This is a genomic window from Thermococcus sp., assembly GCF_027063845.1.
Classification (GTDB): Archaea; Methanobacteriota_B; Thermococci; order Thermococcales; family Thermococcaceae; genus Thermococcus.
In genome coordinates, this window is record NZ_JAMOQU010000119.1 from 1 (window position 1) to 15,949 (window position 15,949).

The following is a 15,949-nucleotide window of genomic DNA, read 5'->3' on the forward strand; positions in this document are numbered from 1 at the left end:
ATATAATACTTAGGGTTGAGGTGCCCACGATAGAGAACCTCGACAAGTTCCACGATGAGGTTCTCAGGAAAATTCCGGAGATAGAGATGACTGAAACGCTGATAGCAAGCACCTACCGGGGGTGAGGGGGTGAAGCGGTGGGTCGCGACCATTGACCTCGAAACCCTTGAGGTCGAGTCCGACCCATCTTTCAAATTTAAGTGCGTTGAAAACTGCGGGAAGTGCTGTGAGGAGCTTGAAATCCCTCTTCGGGACGAGGACATCGCCAAGATTGAAGAGCTAGGTTATAACGCCTGGGAGTTTGTGGACTACGAGAAGCTCTTCTACCGTGGGGATAAGTTCCTTGGCTATGCCCTTAAAAAGAGACCATTTGATGACGCATGCATCTTTCTTGACCCCGAGACAAAGAGATGCAAGATTTACAACCATAGGCCTCTCGCATGCAGGCTCTATCCCTTCGTATTTGTCAAGCACGGAAAGAAGATGGAGATTTACGTAAAGGAGGATTCTTTCTGCCCTGGAATCAACCATCCCGAAGGAGAGCCAGTCACGAAGGAATTTCTCCTCAGGGAATACGGTGACGTCATAGAGGAGTACCGGCGTAAGGTTCTCGGATGACCGAAACGTATTTATACATTTTCTTGTTAAACACCGGGCACGCGGAGGTGAGAGAATGAGTCAGTTGAAGTCCGTCCAAGAGAAGCTCAGACTCATCAGGGTTTTGAGGCTCCTCAAGAAAAGCTACACCTACGAGGAGCTCTCGAAGATAACGGGACTGCCGATAACCGTCCTGAACAGGTACGTTCGCGGGAAGGTTCTGCCGAGCGCCGAGAGGACGAGGGAACTGCTCGAACTCCTCCTGCCCTACATAAACCTTGAGGAGGAGGTAAAGAAGAGGATAAAGTTCGACGAGAGGGGCTTCTTCGACAACATGCCGGTGCTCAGCGACACGGCCTTGATGAGCCTCATAGCTGAAGAGGTGGCAGGGAGGTACCTCGACAAAGACGTTGACAAGGTCCTCACTGCCGCAACCGACGGAATTGCCCTCGGAGTCCATATAGCCAGGGAACTCGGTGCGGACATAGTCTACGCCAAGAAGAAGAAGGAAGTTGGTGTTGAGAAGTTCTACGAGGTCAGCTACGTTCCCAGTGCCTCCGGAACCGTTATGACCCTGTACCTCCCTCAGTGGGCACTTAAAAAGGGCGAAAACGTCCTCATCGTGGACGACGTGATAAGGAGCGGAGAAACCCAGAGGGCCCTTGTGGAGATGACCAAACAGGCAGGGGCAAAGCCCGTGGGCATGTTCTTCCTAATAAGCGTTGGCGACATCGTCGAGAAACTCCAAGAGGAGTACGAGTTCCCCGTGGAGAGCCTCATAAGGTTGGATTGACATGAAGGGATTCATCTACAACGCCGAGGGGCTGAGCCTGCCGATAGAGTTCGCCCCCGGCGTTCCCTTCAAGTTTGAGTGCGGTGAGGAGGAATGTGGAAAGAGGGTTGTCATAGAGGGCGTTGTCGTTGAGGTTGACAGCGACGAGTTCACGAGAGTTCTTGAAAGAACAGTCGAGGATAGCCCGGACTTCAAAAAAATCCTGGAGATAACGGCGAGACGCTACGTTTTCAGGGGAAAAGTCAACGGAAAGGAAGTGGAGCTTCCCGTTGAGAGCTTCGAGGACTTCGCAAAGCGCTTCCTCGACGAGGTCTTAATCCTCAAGGGCTAACCGTGGCTCCTCCTTCACAACCTGCATGGCCACGCTCGTGTTCGTTTTTTCAACCCCATCCAGGGAGAGAAGCCACTTCACGAAGCGGTTCATATCTTCCCTGTCCCTGAACTTCGCTATGACGAAGATGTCGAACTCGCCCGTTATGTCATAGACCATCATTGCTCGGGTCTTCTCGGCTATCTTCCGTTCTATCTCGGCTATCTTCCTTCCCTGCGCCTTGATTCCAATGAGGGCCGTTAGTCCAAAGCCAAGCTTTTCGTAATCAAGAACAGGAGCGTAACCCTTGATAACACCCTCCTCTTCGAGTTTCTTGATTCGGTTGTAGACTGTGCCAACGGCAACGTCGAGTTCCCTCGCTATCTCCCTAAACGAGAGGCGGGCGTTCTTCTGGAGGAGAGAGATAATCTTGAGGTCAAGCTCGTCAACCATGCCATTCACCACCAAAAGTAAACCGTAAACTTTAAATACTCTTCTCCGGGAGGGAATAGCGGGCAGTGGACCGGTAGCCTAGCCAGGATAGGGCGGCGGCCTCCTAAGCCGCAGGTCCGGGGTTCGAAGCCCCGCCGGTCCGCCATAGAAACTTTTGCCAAGCAAAAGTTTCATCAAAGTTCGTGATTCTCCTCCAAAGTGCAACCACAAAAGTGTGCACTCTTGAATGTAATCTACACTGGAATTCGCTCCACGGGGCCTTACAGTTGAAGTTTTGAAGTTTACTCTGAAAGGCGCTCCTTCAGAGCGCGGAAAAGTGTAAACCCAAACAATAAAATGCCCAACCCAGAGAATTCCAAAGCCAAAAGGCTCTTTGAAAGCACAAACACGCAAAAAGTCCCTGTTAAGAGAATCACAAAATTGGATTGAGCTTTTCCAGGCTTGGTTTGTCCCTTAAACTACCGCCATACTCAATTCCAAGGGCCGTTAAAAAGTTCTATAGGCACCTTCGGAAACCGATACCCTAATGGCCACCAGTGGAACTTCCTGACCGCATGGAAGAGGCAGAACCTCACCAACAAAAAACAAAAGGAGGTGATAGAGGTGATAGAGGACGCACTCCTGCTCTACCTCGAGAGCATGCACAGGGAGAAGGGAGCCAAGAAAAAGAAGGGACGCTTCCCCTTCTGATGCCCTGAGCCCTCCCAATACCTTTCTGTGAAACTCAAATGCCCGAAACGTTTAAATACCTTGGAGCTTTTAGTTTCTTTAGGTAAGAAAAAATGGGGGTGGTACCATGGTGTACGTGGCGGTTCTGGCGAACATAAACGGAAACCTTCCCGCTCTGGCGAAGGCCCTCGAGAAGATTGAGGCCCTCAAGGAAGAAGGCTATGAGATTGAGAAGTACTACGTTCTTGGAAACGTGGTCGGCCTCTTTCCGTATCCGAAGGAAGTTCTCGACACGCTCGACGACCTCATCAGAAACAACGTCGTCAAGGTCATCCGCGGTGAGTTCGACCAGGCCATAGCGGCCAGCGACCCGCACGCGGAGGGGCCCGACTACATTGACAGGCTCGATTACCCAGATTACATCAAGAAGGCCCTGAAGTACACGTGGGAAAAGCTCGGTCACGATGGCAGGGAGTTCATCAGGGACCTACCAATTTACCTCGTGGATAAGATAGGCAAAAACGACATCTTTGGCGTCTATGGAAGCCCGCTTAACCCCTTCGAGGGCCAGGTTCTCCCTGACCAGCCGACCAGCTACTACGAGGCCATAATGAGGCCCGTCAAGGACTACGAGATACTCTTCGTGGCGTCGCCGAAGTACCCGGTCAACGCAATGACGAGGTACGGAAGGGTAATCTGCCCCGGAAGCATAGGCTATCCGCCGGGCAAGAACCACAAGGCAACCTTCGCGCTGGTTGACGTTGACACGCTCCACGCCAAGTTCATCGAGGTGGACTACGAGAAGGAAAAGAAGCTCATTGAGGAGAAAATCAAGAAGGAAGGTCTTCCCGAGGAACTCATCAAGATTCTCTACCGCGGGAAGGTCTGATTCCTCATCCTTTTTTGAAGCCGATGTAGAAGCCCGCGACGAATGCACTGGTTCCAGGAAGGATTCCCACGACCTTCTGACTGAGACTAACCACCTGCTGGGTGATGCTACCGGTCAGGTTGAATAGCTTGTCGGTGTTTATTGTTATTACGCCCTTCTGCTGGAGGTAGAACAGGCTCAAGACGTAGGCACCGATTATAGCCATCGCCAGCTTCATGAGTTTCTTGAGAGCGTACCCGGTAATGAATCCAACGAGGGCTCCAACGCCCATATCTCCAAACATGCTACTCACGTTGAAATCCATAATCACCACCGAGGTTCCTTAGGAAGCTAACGTATAAAACCTTTCCCCAAAAGGCTTAAATTACACGCATCCAAAATATTTACAAGACGTAAAACAGGTGGGAGCATGACGACGCCGATAGAGAGGTTGAGGAATAAGGTCACGAAAGAGGTGCTCTGGCTCTACATACTCCGGCTCCTCGAGGAGAGGCCGATGTACGCCTACGAGCTAAAGGAGCGCATAAAGGAGGCCTTCGACTTCGAGCCTGCAACCGTCAGCTCGTACGTCGTCCTATACAAGCTGGAAAAGGACGGCTACGTTACCGCAGAGTGGCAGGAGAGCGAAACGGGAAAGCCGGCCAGAAAGTACTACAAGCTCACGCCAAAGGGTGAGGAACTGCTAAAAGAGGGAATAGAGTTTCTGGAAGAAACGCTGAAAAAGTTGAAGAAAACCTAATCAGCGTCCGCCACCGCGCGGTTCTCTGGCCTTGGGGCGGAGCCCTTTGTAACCACACTTTCTGCACTTCTTTGCGCCCCACGGGTTGGTGGCGCCACAGCGCATGCAGATAAGCTTCCTGAAGATTCTTGCTTCAGCCTCGGGGAATCTCGCCATCTCAACCACCTCAAATGACCTTGACGGGTTTCGTTCAACGGGGAACTTTTAAAGGTTTGGTGCGGGGGACGGGATTTGAACCCGCGAAGCCCTGCGGCACCGGATCTTAAGTCCGGCCCCTTTGGCCAGGCTCGGGCACCCCCGCGCGAGGGGAAGTATAGGGGGAAAGTTAAAAACCTTCCCCTCAGGTCCTCACAATCCTCATCTCAAAGTCCTCAACGGGGACCTTGAAGTCTTCCCTGCTCTCGATTTCCTTCCTGTTGTAGAGTATCTCCCTGGCGAGTATCCAGTAGATGAGCGCGAGGGCCTTCCTACCCTTGTTGTTGGTCGGGATTGCAAGGTCAACGTAACTGAGGAAGTTCTCGGTGTCAACGAGGGCAACTATCGGTATTCCAATCTCAACGGCCTCCTTCATGGCCTGGTGGTCGGCCCTCGGGTCGGTGACGATGATGACGTCCGGCTCGAAGAAGTTCTTGACCTGCGGGTTGGTCATGGTCCCAGGGAGGAAACGGCCCGGAATGGCCCTGGCACCGGTAACCTCGCCGAACTTCTTGACGGGCTTCTGGCCGTAGAGCCTGACGCTGACAGCGAGTATGCTCTCCGGGTCGAACTTGGACAAGAACTTGCCCGCGACCTTGAGCCTCTCGTCGGTCTTCCTAACGTCGAGGACGTAGAGGCCATCCTGCCTGACGCGGTAGATGAACTTCTTCATGTCCTGGGTCTTCTGCTGGGTGCCGATGTGGACACCCGCTGCCAGATACTGGTCGAGTGGAACGAGATACTCCTCCATTTCCTTCACACCTCCTCATCCTTCAAAGGTTATTATCCTGCCCCTTTCACCCAAATCCTCAGCTATTCTTATCAGTTCGTTCAGCCTGGCGATGGAGTTCGAGTGGAGCACCATCGCCGGGCAACGGAAGCCCACCGCAAGGTGGGCGAGGGCCTCATCGGAGGACTCGTAGCGAGCCTCCGAGAGGATTGGAACGATTCTCTCCGACTTGGCGTCGTTTATGAGGTTGTACAAGTCGGTGAGCGTGCCCAGGTTTATGGGTTTTATGGAGAGCGCGTTGTAGTAGCGCCTGTCGAGTATGTCTTTCTCGCGGAAGAGATACTCACCGTCAACGAAGACCCCGTGGGTCCCTGCTATGAGCTCAAGGAAGAGCTCCTCACTTCCGACGGGCTTTATGTAGGCGATGTTGTTGTCTTCAACCGTCGAGAGGACGGTCTCTATATCGAGCTCCTTCTTCTGGACGAGTCCGAGGGCAACCTCAAGGCCGAGCTCGTCGGTGGCCTTTTCGGTGGCCTTCGAGTAGGCCTCAACGGTGTTGCCCTCAACGTTCTCAAGGACGCTGTTGAAAGCGTCAACGACGTCGGTAATCTCCATCAAATCGCGGACCATGACGTAGTAGTCGAACTCCTCACCGCGACCGAGCTCAAGGATTGGGACGGGCAACTCGGTGGTGAAGGTTCCTCCAAGGTAGCTGTAGAGGGGAAGGTTCTTCTCGCTGGCGGCGGCCTTTGCGGTGGCTATCGAAACCGCCAGCGCGGTGTTGGCTCCAATGTGTCCAAAGTTCTCGGTCCCGTCTATCTCCCAGAGGTAGCTGTCTATAAGCTCCTGCTCGGTTGCGTCGAAGCCTATCAGTTCGGGCCCGATTATCTCGTCAACCTCACTCACAGCCCTGTGGGCCTCGGCTATGTAGAGGCTCGGGTTCTCGTCTATCGGTGAGGCAAACCGCCCAAAGCCCGAGCTGGTTATGACGTCTACCTCAACGGAGTACTTCCCACCCCTGAGCACTGCAACCCTGCCGATTACGTTCTCTATCACCGTCATCGTTCATCAGCTCGGCCTTATTACGGTGAGCGGGATTATTCCCTTCTCGAACTCCATTAAGGCAGCTTGAAGAGGAGTTATTCCCTCGGGAACGTCTATCAGCACGGGGGCACCCATCGCTATCTGCAAAGCCCTCGCGCCGATGATGCGGGCCTTCTCAAAGCGGGTGTACTTGAACATACTTACCACCCCTTCCTTCCACACCTTCAAGAGAGTTTTTTCAGTGAACGGAATGTTGGTGGGGCCGCCGGGATTTGAACCCGGGTCTCCGGCACCCCAAGCCGGGAGGATAGACCAAGCTACCCCACGGCCCCGCCCAGAATTGCGGTTTTTAGTAGACTTTATAAACCATTACCTGGTCGATGAGCTCCACGTGGCTGAGGAGAGTTCTCCTGCAGCAGTACCTCTCGACGCCGAGGTCGTCGAGGACCTTACCCGGGTCTTCCCCGGCCTCAACCCTCTTCTTGAACTCGTAGTACTTGTCTGCCAGCACCTTTCCGCAGGTGAAGCACCTGACGGGGACTATCATTTCCCACACCTCAAATTGTTAAAGGGGAGGCATCAACGGTAGGACTTCTGCCTCTTGGCCCTCGGACCCTTGGTCGAGCGGTTGGGCTTGTGGGGCTCGGTCCTCCTGCTGTCGCCAACGAGCATAGTCCTGTCGTACTTCATAAACTTTTCCTTGAGGTTCATGTCGTTGGTCCACTCGACGAGGGCCCTGGCTATGGCGACGCGCGCGGCCTCGGCCTGACCCATGAAGCCTCCGCCCTCGACCTTGACATCGATGTCAACCTTGCTGACTATCTCCTCTCCAGCGAGGATGAGCGGTTCCATGATGGTGAAGCGCGCTATCTCGGGCTCGATTATCTCGACGGGCTTGTGGTTGATTCTCACCCTTCCCTTTCCTTCCCTTATGGTGGCCCTCGCTATAGCGGTTTTCCTCTTTCCAGCAGTCTGGATGACCCTCATCTTTCTCACCTCAGAACTTTCCACCGAGGAACTTCGCCACTTCACCAACGGTGACGTACTTCGGAGTGGCAAGCCTCGACATGTGGGCCTCGCTTATGGTCTCGAGCTCCTTGCCCTCGAACTCCTTGGGAACGCCGACGTAGACCTTAAGCCTCCTGAAGGCCTTCCTTCCGCGGTCAGTCTTCCAGGGAAGCATGCCCCTGACGGTTCTCCTGACTATCTCGTCGCTCCTCTTCGGGTAGAACGGACCCCTCCTCGGGTTGGTCCTGGTTCTAAGCTCGGTCCTCTGCTTGTACTTGGCGAAGATGTCCTCGCGGTTTCCGGTGATGATGGCCTTCTCGGCGTTGACAATGACGACCTCCTCGCCCTCAAGGAGCATCTTGGCAACCTTCGAGGCGAGCCTTCCGAGTATGAGTCCTTCAGCGTTAATAATCCTCATGGCCCATCACTCCATTATGATTACTCCACTACCCTTCGGGTTTCTCTCCATAAGCTCCTCGATGGTGATGGCCTCGCCACCGGCCTCGACTATCTTCTTCTTAGCCGTTTCACTGAACTTCCATGCGGCAACGGTGACCTTGTGCTCGAGCTTTCCGGCTCCGAGAACGCTTCCCGGAACGATGACGGTGTCTCCCTCCTTGGTGTAGCGGTTTATCTTGCTGACGTTGACTTCAGCCCTCTGCCTCCTCGGCCTCTCAAGGCGCCAAGCGATGTCCTTCCAAATCTTTACTCCCTCTTCGTTCGACTTCTTCCTGAGTGCCCGAATGAGCCTTCTCAGGTTAATGTCAGTGGGACCTGTTCTCTTGACCATGAACATACCTCCTCAACGCTCTCGCAGGGAAACCGACAGGTGGACGGGGTGAGCGTTATGGTGCGGGGGCGGGGATTTGAACCCCGGAACCCCTACGGGACGGGACCCTGAATCCCGCGCCTTTGGCCAGGCTCGGCTACCCCCGCGTCAGTCGGCTAATTTATGGAGTTCGTTTATAAATCTATCGCTCTTCCTCATTAGTATCTTGAGCGCTATGCTCACGATTTCCTCAACGGGGAGCTCTCCGTTTGTTTCCACTGTAAAGACGAACGTTCCAGGCACTACCTCTTCCCTAATCTTCTCGCCCTCGTAGGCCTCGAACTTCCTCGGCAGGTAGAAGGCCTTGGTGGTGGTTATGACTATCTCATCCTTCTTCTCCTCAACGGGTAAACCGCGCCTCTTGGCGAGCTCCTTGAGCTCTTCCCAGTCGGGAACGTCCTTGTTCACGTGGATTTTCGTCAGGTACTTGTAGTAGACGAAGCCCGGCTGCCACTTGGCGTGGTCCTTTCCGCGACCAAGCTTGGCATAGGCGTTGAGCGTGAGCTTCTGTCCCTCGGCGAGCTTGACTATCGGAATGTTCGGGTTCGCTGGTTTGATTCCCTCGTCACTGCTCTTGAGGTCGCCGGAGTAGACCATACCCGGCCCCTCTGCCTCAAGTGAGAGGGTAACGGTGTAGTCATCGAGTTCAAGTGCGTCGAGCGAGAACCTCTCAACGGGTGTCGTGAGGGGAATCATGGCCAATCTGTGGGCGATTATCTCGTCGAAGAGGGCCGAATCGTTCTCGAAGAACTCAACCTCGTCAACGGCGAAGGTAGGAACCTCAGCGAGAATTGTCCTTCTAAGGGCGTTGGCAAAGGCGACGTCTATGCCACTAACGATGAACTTTATCGAGTCCTCCCTCTTTTCAAGAATTTCAAACTTCGGCTCCATTTGCATCACCAAAAAAGAAGTTGTAAAGGTCAGACGCGCCTACCGCGCCTACCGCCCTTGGGCCTGGTTCCGTCGTGCGGTATCGGAGTGACGTCCTCGACGCGCCCTATCTTTAGGCCAGCTCTCGCGAGGGCCCTGATTGCCGCCTGAGCACCGGGTCCGGGGGTCTTGCTCTTGCTTCCTCCGGGAGCGCGAACCTTGATGTGGACTCCGACGAAGCCCTTCTCCATGGCCTCTTCGGCGGCCCTCTTGGCGGCAATCATGGCCGCGTACGGGGAGGGCTCGTCCCTGTCGGCCTTGACGACCATACCACCGCTCCACCTGGAGACGGTCTCGGCCCCGGTGAGGTCGGTGATGTGGATGATGGTGTTGTTGTAGGAGGAGTAGATGTGGGCAACTCCCCACTTCTCCTTCTTCTTGAGGTTAACCTGCTGCTGGGTTTCCTCGCTCATGCCTCACCACCCTGCTTGGCCTGTTCAATAACCATCCTCTCAGGGTGACCCTCCTTCGCGAAGGGAGAGTTCTTGGCGTAGGTTATCGTGTCCTCCTCCTCACGGAGGACGAGGTAGCCGGGTGAGCGGATTATCTGGCCGTTGACCTCGATGTGGCCGTGGACTATGAGCTGCCTGGCCTGCTTGATGGTCCTGGCGAGCCCCTTCTTGTAGACGATGGTCTGTAGTCTTCTCTCAAGGACGTCCTCGACGGTGAGTGAGAGAACGTCATCAAGAACGGCGTCGGCCGGGAGAAGGCCGAGCCTGTGGAGCCTCTGGAGGAGCTGCTGCCTCTCGATTTCGGCCTGCTTACCGCGGGCGGCGAGAAGTCTTCTTGCCCTACGCCTGAACTCCTTGAGCTGGGTCTCGTGGCGCCAGAGCTCCTTCTTGTTCTTGAGGGCGTACTTCCTCTTCAGAACCCTCTCGCGGTCGAGCCTCTCCTTAATCCAGGGGTGAGAGGGAGTCTCGTACTTCTTCCTCTGCCTCTTCGGGTCTCCCATTTACACCACCTCACTTCTTCCTCCTGCTAACGCCGACGGTGGTTCCGTGCCTGAAGTTCGACCTGGTCCTCTGACCGCGGAGCGGCAGGCCGAGCTCGTGCCTTATACCGCGGTAAGCGCGTATTCTCCTGAGCCTGTTGATGTCCTCGCGCCAGGCCATAACGAGCTTGGCTGTAATAAGGTGCATGTCCTTGCCGGTCTCGTAGTCCTTCGGCCTGTTGACGGCCCAGGCTGGGATTCCGTGGGCAACGGGGTCCTCGAGGATTTTCTCTATCAGCTTAACCTGCTCGTCGGTGAGATATCCGGCCTTCATGTAGGGGTCGAGCCCTGCAACCCTGAGCACCATCGTGGCGAAGTTTATTCCTATTCCCTTAATCCCTGTCAGTGCCCATCTCAACTGCTTGTGTCCATCCAAATCAACGCCCGCAACGCGGACTATGTGCCTGAAGTTCTCGGTCATTACGAATACACCTCCCATCCCTCTTGGGAATCAAAGGGATTTTGGCGCCGGGACGGGGATTTGAACCCCGGCGGGCAAACGCCCACGGGCTCTCAAGGCCCGCGCCTTCCCAGGCTAGGCAATCCCGGCGTACACGCGGTAACCGCTCCCCTTCGCGAGCTCTCTCACTTCGGTGAAGGTCTCCTCCATGAGGGCCTTAATATACTTTGCCCCCTGCTTCGTCTTAATCACCAGTTGCAGGAGGCCACCATCGTTGAGATGCCGGGGAGCGTTTATAACTATTTCCCTCAGGACTTCCTTTCCCGCGTGCACGGGGGGATTGGTGATGATTGAGTCGAATTTTTCGCCCTTAACGGGCTCGTAGAGGCTCCCCCACCTGACCTCGGCGTTTCTAACGCCGTTGATTTTTAAGTTTTTCCTCGCTATGCTAATCGCTCTCCTGTTCACGTCGGTCATGACGACGTAGTCAACGAAGCGCGATGCAACTATCCCGATTGCCCCGTAGCCACAGCCCAGGTCGAGGACGTGCCAGTTCCTATTGAGAACCATGTTCTCTATGAGCAGTTCCGTGCCCCTGTCGAGCTTCCCGAAGGAGAAGACACCGCTCGCTGTAATGAACTTGAAGCAGTAACCCCTAATGCAGACCTCTATCGTCTTCGTCTTCAGCGGAACGTTTGGCTCCTCGGAGTAGTAGTGGCTCATGTGCGGTGCTTCGTTGAGGGGTTTATCAACCTTTGCTCGCGCAAAGCTTGACCAAAGAGTGTCCTCCTTATTAATGGGCAAAAGGTCAATTGTGCACTAACAAAAGAGCAATCTGAGAGGGTTAAATCAAACTAGTTACCCTGAGATACACAGAAAACCCCAATAAAAATCAGCAAAAAATTCTAAAAAGACACTAACTCTTCCGCCGGCGCTGAAGCTTTTGGAAAGCTTCCATGGGATCTCTCACTTAGAGGAAACCAGCCAGTCCTCCCACCATGAACCCTTCACGTCTTTGGAAACCCCGTAATCCCACAGGAGCAGGCGAGTCTTGGAGTCGATGAGAAGTTTGAGAGTGGCATCTTCAGTTTCCGCTTTCACTATGATACATTCTCTCCCGTTTATAGTCCTCACATCCTCCACAGTGAGATTGGCACAGCATAGCCTTAGGGTGTAGCCCTTTTCAGCCTTTAGTCGCTCGAATACGGGAGAGTAGGGGTATCCAATCCTAAAGAGCTCGACCTCAGCCCGTTCCCCTTCAACGAAGATTGAACCATCAGATTGATAGACAATGGAGTTTGAGCCAACTATCTCAGCTCGGTTTTCTCCTTTAGAAATCGAGTAATCGGGCGCCCGCCATTCGATTTTAAACCTCTCAAGGATTTTAGTAGTGTTTCCCTCCCGGGTTATGATGAAGGTTCTCGTCAAGTTCTGGACGAGTGTCTTCCCAGAGTATTCTCGGGCTTTGTATACGAGAGTCATGTTCGGACCTATTGAGTCAAGACCCGTTGCATTGAACTTTATCTGGGGTTCCATCGTATTACCAGAATCTCGAACATGGAGGTAATAAGTTCCACCAGCAATTAACAGAAAAACAAGAAGAAGGGCAGAGTATAGAGTCTTAGAGCGCTTCACGCTAACCACCTCAGCATTTATCGTGCCAGCGCTTCACAAGTGTCGGCCAGAACCCATGAATAAACCCATACCAGTTCTTTTCAGGGTTAGGCTCAGGACCCTCCACGTAGCCCATGCGAGTTTTTGGACTGTATCTTGCCTCGTAGCGATATCCATATTTAATCCCTCTTGTGAAGTCTCGGCCGTAGATGCCATAAGCCGCATACCTCTCGGTCTTGTGGTAACCCTTGCTTGTCACTTCCTTAACAAAGCTGTCCAAATCAGAGAAATACTTGTAGTTACTAGACCATCCAAGTTTTGGATCAACGTTCGTGCATCCCCAGAGGCATGCTACACCCTTTTCTTTACTGCAAGATGAAGGAGATCCTGACTTTCTCCATGAACAGTGAGAGATTCCAAGTTTTTCTTTGGTGGGTATCCCCCAAGCGTAAACCCATCCATCCCTGCAGGAATAAGTGCTACCAGAAGAAGCGGTTATTATAGGCCTCATTTCCGTTTGCTTAAGGGCTGAGCAACGAGCGTTGGTGAGGTACACGCTAAGTATGAGTCTGTTTCTAATGATTTTCAACTTTGCCTCATCAGGTAATCTGCAGAACGCTCTGGCTTTTTTGATATCGTCCTTTGTGAGACCCTCGCGAATCATTTCTTCGTCACTCATGGTACACAGTTCCCTATTGAACTCCTCAAGTATCTCGCTTGAGTACTCTTCAACCATTGCCATCACAGTTTCATTGACCTTCACCAGAGGAAGGTCTCTCTGGAGTTCCCCTGCCCAGTAGGCTTCTTCGGGCTTCAATGCATCCGTATTTCTTGCCCCATAGGCAACGTTAAAGCCTAGACTCATAACCATAGCAAGCAACAATACTGCGCCAACCTTCCTAGTCCAGCTCCCCATAGGGGCACGCCTCTTGCGGTCGTCATTAGGTGTGACTCTAAAACCTTTAAAAGCTTTTCTAGTCACAAGTTTGAATTGTTTCTGTTTTTTAGTAGGATTTTCAATTTCCAACCGTATCAAAACAACGAAAATGAAACGGAAGAAGGGAGAGTAAAAGAGCAAACAAAAGAACACAAACAGGCATTACGCATAAAACCAAGTTCTGAACAATCAGCCCCCAACTTGCCCACTATACTCTTTCAACCTCAACCACCCGATAAACGTCCCGAAGGGGAGGAAAAATCGCCGTGAACAGATAAAGTAGCCTAAACATTGTTAACAAGGATTCCCTGATGAAAGATGCGTTATAATTTCCAGTGACCACAATCAAAACTGCAATCACTCCAAACAGGTAAAAGATTGCATAAAACAGACCACCGGCCCCGCTTTCGGCGTATCTCCTATCCAACAGTCCCGTTTCCACAAGCTTCCTTGTTATCTCGTAGTCTTTCTCAAAGGCAAATGCAAATAGTGCTCCCATTAACCCACTTATGAGCGTGTTGTTGATTACGAAGAGGTGCAAACCAGAGGCGACTGCCACGAAATTGATAATTGCCCGGATTTTAAGTATCCGCCCAGGCATAATATACCTATGCGCCATCGTGGAGTAGTACCAGCCGGCCGCAACAAAAACATAAAGAGCCATTGAAACACTCTTTTCCAAGCTAACCCCGGAGAAGTATGAAATTATGAATAGGAGAATTGACGCCGAAAGCTCCCTCAGAAAGTTCTGCCAGGAGTAAGTGATTTTCTCAGGCGTCTTATTCTTGCTATAAAACACCGAGGCGAGGAACATCAGGGAAGAGCCTATTGCAAAGAGAGCGCCGAGCACCTTGACAAGGGAAACGAACGAAGTTCCCGGTTTTGCAAAGACCAGATACATAAGCCCGAATAAGAGCACACTGAACCCAAACGGGCCCAGGAAAAAGATGAGATACCTTAAGCCCTTGGATTTTAAGAGCCCAGACTTTCTCCATTTACCCGGTTCCTTCCGAAGAACATGGGCCAGAGTATAGAGAAGCGATAAGACGACCCCAAACAAAAAGCTTTCGCCCCATGGAAGCGAAAGGGAGTAGTGAAATATGACTGCCAGAAAAACCGCCCCGAGAAGAAAGTTTAGGAGGAGACGAGGGTCCTTCCAGCTCATATACATGCCACCTTGCTACGATACGCTAAAACATTTAATAAAAGTTCAGGAGGACCTGCACGATAAAAAATCAATCAAAAGCACCCAACTCTTCCACCGGTGCTGAAGCTTTTGGAAAAAGCTTCACCAAAAGTTAGTAGCTCCTCATCAAAGGCCCAAAGAAGACAGATTTTACTGGGAAAATCGAGCTTTCTAAGAGAGAACCCCAAAACAGCCCTTTTAAACTGGGTTTGCTTTCTTCTTGACGCCCTTCGGGCGTCGATTTTAAAGTTAAATCCCACATAATGAGCAAGCTGAGAAAGTTCTCGCCCTCAAAAACAACCCATTGAGGAGAAAATAATTCAAAACTTTAGCCCTTTAGAGGGAGCTACCAACTTTGATGAAACTTTGCGCAGGCAAAGTTTCCTAACGTGGGGCGAAGCCCCACTCCGGGGGTTTGAGAGTACAGAGCAAGCTTTAGGAAAGCTTGACCAAAGATAGTGATTCCTCTTTAGGGCGCAATTTGGAGAGTGTTTTTTATTTCCTTACGGACTCTTAGAATAACAAGAATTCACATTACATAACTTCCTGACAAGGGGTTTAACCCAAAAGCGCTCCAAAGGAGCGCGGAGAGAATGGTAAAACCCAAGTAGGAGAGTTCCACTTAAGTAGAATTCCAAACTCAAGAAGCAACTGAAAAAGCAAAAACATGACAAAAGGAAATCTAAGAAGGAATCACGAACCTTGATGAAACTTCGCGCAGGCGAAGTTTCTACCAGAGCTTCGGATACCAGTCCCTCGGCATGAAGACCTTGTCAACGTCAACCGCTATGCCCTTGCTCCTCTGGAGCATCTCGCCGCTCGTCATCATGGCCTTTCCAAGTGCCACCAGCTCGTCCTTGAGGGTCATTATCGCAACGAGGTCACCCTTCTTTATGCCCTTGTGGAGCTTGACTATTCCCGGAACGGCCAGGTCCGCGCCGTGCGTCACCGCCGCAACGGCAGAGTCCCTTATCCACACCTTGGGCAGATGTTCAACCGCCTTCTCCATCGGCTGTATCGCCTTCCTGAAGTACTCCTCGATGCCGTCCTCCTTCCAGAAGTGGTAGTAGTCAACCAAATCGTGGAGCGTCACCAGCGTCTCGTCCTCCTTGAAGGGACCGCTTCTAGTACGGCGCAACTCGGCCATGTGCGCTCCAACGCCCAAAGCCAGGCCTATGTGGTGAATCAGCGAACGTATGTACGTTCCCGCCTCGACACCAACGCGGAAGAGCACGTCCCTGCCGTCTATCTCGAGCACCTCTATGTAATAGACCTTCCTCGTTCTCAGACGTCTCTTTACGGCACTCCTTAGCGGTGGTCTCTGGATTATCTCGCCCTGAAACTCCTTCATAACGGCGAGGATTTTGTCCTCGGGAACGTCGCCGTGAAGGTGCATCAGAGCCACGTACTCCTTTCCCGCTGGCAAAAGTGCCTGGACGACCCTCGTGGCCCTCTCAAGGGCAACTGGTAGGACACCGCTGACCTTGGGGTCGAGGGTTCCGCCGTGGCCGGCCTTGCTCAGGTTGAAGAGCTTCTTAATCCACGCGACAACTTCATGGCTCGTCGGTCCAGGGGGTTTGTCGAGGTTGATTATGCCGAACTGCATGTGCATCTCCATCGGCCTCTTCTCGGGCG

24 protein-coding genes, 5 tRNA genes and 1 pseudogene are annotated in these 15,949 nt (G+C 52.7%); 7 read left to right on the top strand and 23 right to left on the bottom strand.

Annotated elements, in window-relative coordinates; translation table 11 throughout:
- From MVO87_RS09840 to MVO87_RS09855, 4 genes and pseudogenes are all read left to right on the top strand, one after another.
- Window positions 1-125, top strand: a pseudogene (locus MVO87_RS09840) (Lrp/AsnC ligand binding domain-containing protein); the annotation flags it as partial.
- Between the two features lie 4 nt (window positions 126-129).
- Window positions 130-618, top strand: a complete 489-nt coding sequence (locus MVO87_RS09845; RefSeq protein ID WP_297553024.1) for a YkgJ family cysteine cluster protein — start codon at window positions 130-132, stop codon at window positions 616-618.
- Between the two features lie 55 nt (window positions 619-673).
- Window positions 674-1,390, top strand: coding sequence for a phosphoribosyltransferase family protein (locus MVO87_RS09850; protein WP_297515032.1), 717 nt, complete (start codon window positions 674-676; stop codon window positions 1,388-1,390).
- A 1-nt stretch (window position 1,391) separates the two neighbouring features.
- Window positions 1,392-1,721 (top strand): hypothetical protein, encoded by a 330-nt coding sequence (locus MVO87_RS09855; protein ID WP_297515035.1) that lies wholly within the window; start codon window positions 1,392-1,394, stop codon window positions 1,719-1,721.
- On the opposite strand, the gene MVO87_RS09860 is transcribed toward MVO87_RS09855, so the two are convergent.
- Entirely contained in the window at window positions 1,704-2,153 is a 450-nt protein-coding gene (locus tag MVO87_RS09860) for an Lrp/AsnC family transcriptional regulator (protein WP_297515052.1), read from the bottom strand. The genes MVO87_RS09855 and MVO87_RS09860 overlap by 18 nt on opposite strands.
- A 67-nt stretch (window positions 2,154-2,220) precedes the next feature.
- Between MVO87_RS09860 and MVO87_RS09865 the strand changes: the two genes are divergently transcribed.
- Window positions 2,221-2,298: transfer RNA gene (locus tag MVO87_RS09865), tRNA-Arg, on the top strand.
- 651 nt (window positions 2,299-2,949) lie between these two features.
- Complete coding sequence (locus MVO87_RS09870) at window positions 2,950-3,711, top strand: metallophosphoesterase family protein (protein ID WP_297515037.1); 762 nt, start codon at window positions 2,950-2,952, stop codon at window positions 3,709-3,711.
- 4 nt (window positions 3,712-3,715) lie between these two features.
- On the opposite strand, the gene MVO87_RS09875 is transcribed toward MVO87_RS09870, so the two are convergent.
- On the bottom strand, window positions 3,716-4,015 hold the full coding sequence (locus MVO87_RS09875) for an FUN14 domain-containing protein (protein ID WP_297515055.1): 300 nt from the start codon (window positions 4,013-4,015) through the stop codon (window positions 3,716-3,718).
- A 105-nt stretch (window positions 4,016-4,120) separates the two neighbouring features.
- On the opposite strand from MVO87_RS09875, the gene MVO87_RS09880 reads away from it, so the two are divergent.
- A complete protein-coding gene (locus MVO87_RS09880; RefSeq protein ID WP_042692896.1) occupies window positions 4,121-4,450 on the top strand; it encodes a PadR family transcriptional regulator in 330 nt (109 codons plus the stop codon).
- On the opposite strand, the gene MVO87_RS09885 is transcribed toward MVO87_RS09880, so the two are convergent.
- The 21 genes from MVO87_RS09885 to MVO87_RS09985 form a co-directional block, all read right to left on the bottom strand.
- The gene (locus MVO87_RS09885) at window positions 4,451-4,606 is read right to left on the bottom strand and encodes a 50S ribosomal protein L40e (protein WP_014122450.1); all 156 of its coding nucleotides are present in this window, start codon (window positions 4,604-4,606) and stop codon (window positions 4,451-4,453) included.
- Window positions 4,607-4,663: 57 nt separating this feature from the next.
- Window positions 4,664-4,751 (bottom strand) — tRNA-Leu (locus tag MVO87_RS09890).
- 39 nt (window positions 4,752-4,790) lie between these two features.
- Window positions 4,791-5,396 carry a 30S ribosomal protein S2 gene (rpsB, locus tag MVO87_RS09895; protein ID WP_297515057.1) on the bottom strand — a complete coding sequence of 202 codons (606 nt, stop codon included), beginning with the start codon at window positions 5,394-5,396 and terminating at the stop codon, window positions 4,791-4,793.
- Window positions 5,397-5,411: 15 nt separating this feature from the next.
- Window positions 5,412-6,437: a hypothetical protein gene (locus MVO87_RS09900; protein ID WP_297515042.1), complete on the bottom strand. Its 1,026-nt coding sequence runs from the start codon at window positions 6,435-6,437 to the stop codon at window positions 5,412-5,414.
- A gap of 6 nt (window positions 6,438-6,443) precedes the next feature.
- Window positions 6,444-6,617 (bottom strand): DNA-directed RNA polymerase subunit K, encoded by a 174-nt coding sequence (locus MVO87_RS09905; protein WP_042692889.1) that lies wholly within the window; start codon window positions 6,615-6,617, stop codon window positions 6,444-6,446.
- 56 nt (window positions 6,618-6,673) lie between these two features.
- Window positions 6,674-6,751 (bottom strand) — tRNA-Pro (locus MVO87_RS09910).
- Between the two features lie 17 nt (window positions 6,752-6,768).
- Window positions 6,769-6,966, bottom strand: a complete 198-nt coding sequence (locus MVO87_RS09915; RefSeq protein WP_011250450.1) for a DNA-directed RNA polymerase subunit N — start codon at window positions 6,964-6,966, stop codon at window positions 6,769-6,771.
- A 32-nt stretch (window positions 6,967-6,998) separates the two neighbouring features.
- On the bottom strand, window positions 6,999-7,406 hold the full coding sequence (locus MVO87_RS09920) for a 30S ribosomal protein S9 (protein ID WP_015859569.1): 408 nt from the start codon (window positions 7,404-7,406) through the stop codon (window positions 6,999-7,001).
- Between the two features lie 10 nt (window positions 7,407-7,416).
- A complete protein-coding gene (gene rplM / locus MVO87_RS09925; protein ID WP_014122445.1) occupies window positions 7,417-7,845 on the bottom strand; it encodes a 50S ribosomal protein L13 in 429 nt (142 codons plus the stop codon).
- A gap of 6 nt (window positions 7,846-7,851) precedes the next feature.
- Window positions 7,852-8,217: a 50S ribosomal protein L18e gene (locus MVO87_RS09930; RefSeq protein WP_042692884.1), complete on the bottom strand. Its 366-nt coding sequence runs from the start codon at window positions 8,215-8,217 to the stop codon at window positions 7,852-7,854.
- 58 nt (window positions 8,218-8,275) lie between these two features.
- Window positions 8,276-8,363, bottom strand: a tRNA-Leu gene (locus MVO87_RS09935).
- 1 nt (window position 8,364) lies between these two features.
- A complete protein-coding gene (locus MVO87_RS09940) occupies window positions 8,365-9,147 on the bottom strand; it encodes a DNA-directed RNA polymerase subunit D (RefSeq protein ID WP_297514154.1) in 783 nt (260 codons plus the stop codon).
- A 29-nt stretch (window positions 9,148-9,176) separates the two neighbouring features.
- Window positions 9,177-9,599 (bottom strand): 30S ribosomal protein S11, encoded by a 423-nt coding sequence (locus tag MVO87_RS09945; RefSeq protein ID WP_042692880.1) that lies wholly within the window; start codon window positions 9,597-9,599, stop codon window positions 9,177-9,179.
- Window positions 9,596-10,138, bottom strand: coding sequence for a 30S ribosomal protein S4 (locus tag MVO87_RS09950; RefSeq protein ID WP_042692877.1), 543 nt, complete (start codon window positions 10,136-10,138; stop codon window positions 9,596-9,598). Before MVO87_RS09950 ends, MVO87_RS09945 begins: the two co-directional genes overlap by 4 nt.
- Before the next feature lie 10 nt (window positions 10,139-10,148).
- Complete coding sequence (locus tag MVO87_RS09955; protein WP_015859575.1) at window positions 10,149-10,598, bottom strand: 30S ribosomal protein S13; 450 nt, start codon at window positions 10,596-10,598, stop codon at window positions 10,149-10,151.
- Between the two features lie 42 nt (window positions 10,599-10,640).
- A tRNA-Ser gene (locus MVO87_RS09960) sits at window positions 10,641-10,727 on the bottom strand.
- Window positions 10,713-11,300, bottom strand: coding sequence for a class I SAM-dependent methyltransferase (locus MVO87_RS09965; protein ID WP_297514146.1), 588 nt, complete (start codon window positions 11,298-11,300; stop codon window positions 10,713-10,715). Before MVO87_RS09965 ends, MVO87_RS09960 begins: the two co-directional genes overlap by 15 nt.
- A 243-nt stretch (window positions 11,301-11,543) precedes the next feature.
- Window positions 11,544-12,212, bottom strand: a complete 669-nt coding sequence (locus MVO87_RS09970) for a hypothetical protein (RefSeq protein WP_297514143.1) — start codon at window positions 12,210-12,212, stop codon at window positions 11,544-11,546.
- Window positions 12,213-12,222: 10 nt separating this feature from the next.
- Window positions 12,223-13,107 carry a hypothetical protein gene (locus tag MVO87_RS09975; protein ID WP_297514140.1) on the bottom strand — a complete coding sequence of 295 codons (885 nt, stop codon included), beginning with the start codon at window positions 13,105-13,107 and terminating at the stop codon, window positions 12,223-12,225.
- A gap of 229 nt (window positions 13,108-13,336) precedes the next feature.
- Complete coding sequence (locus MVO87_RS09980; RefSeq protein WP_297514138.1) at window positions 13,337-14,293, bottom strand: potassium transporter Kef; 957 nt, start codon at window positions 14,291-14,293, stop codon at window positions 13,337-13,339.
- 751 nt (window positions 14,294-15,044) lie between these two features.
- Window positions 15,045-15,949, bottom strand: a 905-nt coding sequence (locus MVO87_RS09985) for an RNA-guided pseudouridylation complex pseudouridine synthase subunit Cbf5 (protein ID WP_297553028.1), incomplete at its 5' end; no start/stop codon positions are given.

Excerpts from the sequence above, each read along its gene's own strand:
- MVO87_RS09850 (WP_297515032.1), top strand. The coding sequence starts at position 674 with ATGAGTCAGTTGAAGTCCGTCCAAGAGAAGCTCAGACTCATCAGGGTT.
- MVO87_RS09855 (WP_297515035.1), top strand. The coding sequence starts at position 1,392 with ATGAAGGGATTCATCTACAACGCCGAGGGGCTGAGCCTGCCGATAGAG.
- MVO87_RS09860 (WP_297515052.1), bottom strand. The coding sequence starts at position 2,153 with ATGGTTGACGAGCTTGACCTCAAGATTATCTCTCTCCTCCAGAAGAAC.
- MVO87_RS09870 (WP_297515037.1), top strand. The coding sequence starts at position 2,950 with ATGGTGTACGTGGCGGTTCTGGCGAACATAAACGGAAACCTTCCCGCT.
- MVO87_RS09875 (WP_297515055.1), bottom strand. The coding sequence starts at position 4,015 with ATGGATTTCAACGTGAGTAGCATGTTTGGAGATATGGGCGTTGGAGCC.
- MVO87_RS09880 (WP_042692896.1), top strand. The coding sequence starts at position 4,121 with ATGACGACGCCGATAGAGAGGTTGAGGAATAAGGTCACGAAAGAGGTG.
- MVO87_RS09885 (WP_014122450.1), bottom strand. The coding sequence starts at position 4,606 with ATGGCGAGATTCCCCGAGGCTGAAGCAAGAATCTTCAGGAAGCTTATC.
- rpsB (WP_297515057.1), bottom strand. The coding sequence starts at position 5,396 with ATGGAGGAGTATCTCGTTCCACTCGACCAGTATCTGGCAGCGGGTGTC.
- MVO87_RS09900 (WP_297515042.1), bottom strand. The coding sequence starts at position 6,437 with ATGACGGTGATAGAGAACGTAATCGGCAGGGTTGCAGTGCTCAGGGGT.
- MVO87_RS09905 (WP_042692889.1), bottom strand. The coding sequence starts at position 6,617 with ATGTTCAAGTACACCCGCTTTGAGAAGGCCCGCATCATCGGCGCGAGG.
- MVO87_RS09915 (WP_011250450.1), bottom strand. The coding sequence starts at position 6,966 with ATGATAGTCCCCGTCAGGTGCTTCACCTGCGGAAAGGTGCTGGCAGAC.
- MVO87_RS09920 (WP_015859569.1), bottom strand. The coding sequence starts at position 7,406 with ATGAGGGTCATCCAGACTGCTGGAAAGAGGAAAACCGCTATAGCGAGG.
- rplM (WP_014122445.1), bottom strand. The coding sequence starts at position 7,845 with ATGAGGATTATTAACGCTGAAGGACTCATACTCGGAAGGCTCGCCTCG.
- MVO87_RS09930 (WP_042692884.1), bottom strand. The coding sequence starts at position 8,217 with ATGGTCAAGAGAACAGGTCCCACTGACATTAACCTGAGAAGGCTCATT.
- MVO87_RS09940 (WP_297514154.1), bottom strand. The coding sequence starts at position 9,147 with ATGGAGCCGAAGTTTGAAATTCTTGAAAAGAGGGAGGACTCGATAAAG.
- MVO87_RS09945 (WP_042692880.1), bottom strand. The coding sequence starts at position 9,599 with ATGAGCGAGGAAACCCAGCAGCAGGTTAACCTCAAGAAGAAGGAGAAG.
- MVO87_RS09950 (WP_042692877.1), bottom strand. The coding sequence starts at position 10,138 with ATGGGAGACCCGAAGAGGCAGAGGAAGAAGTACGAGACTCCCTCTCAC.
- MVO87_RS09955 (WP_015859575.1), bottom strand. The coding sequence starts at position 10,598 with ATGACCGAGAACTTCAGGCACATAGTCCGCGTTGCGGGCGTTGATTTG.
- MVO87_RS09965 (WP_297514146.1), bottom strand. The coding sequence starts at position 11,300 with ATGAGCCACTACTACTCCGAGGAGCCAAACGTTCCGCTGAAGACGAAG.
- MVO87_RS09975 (WP_297514140.1), bottom strand. The coding sequence starts at position 13,107 with ATGGGGAGCTGGACTAGGAAGGTTGGCGCAGTATTGTTGCTTGCTATG.
- MVO87_RS09980 (WP_297514138.1), bottom strand. The coding sequence starts at position 14,293 with ATGAGCTGGAAGGACCCTCGTCTCCTCCTAAACTTTCTTCTCGGGGCG.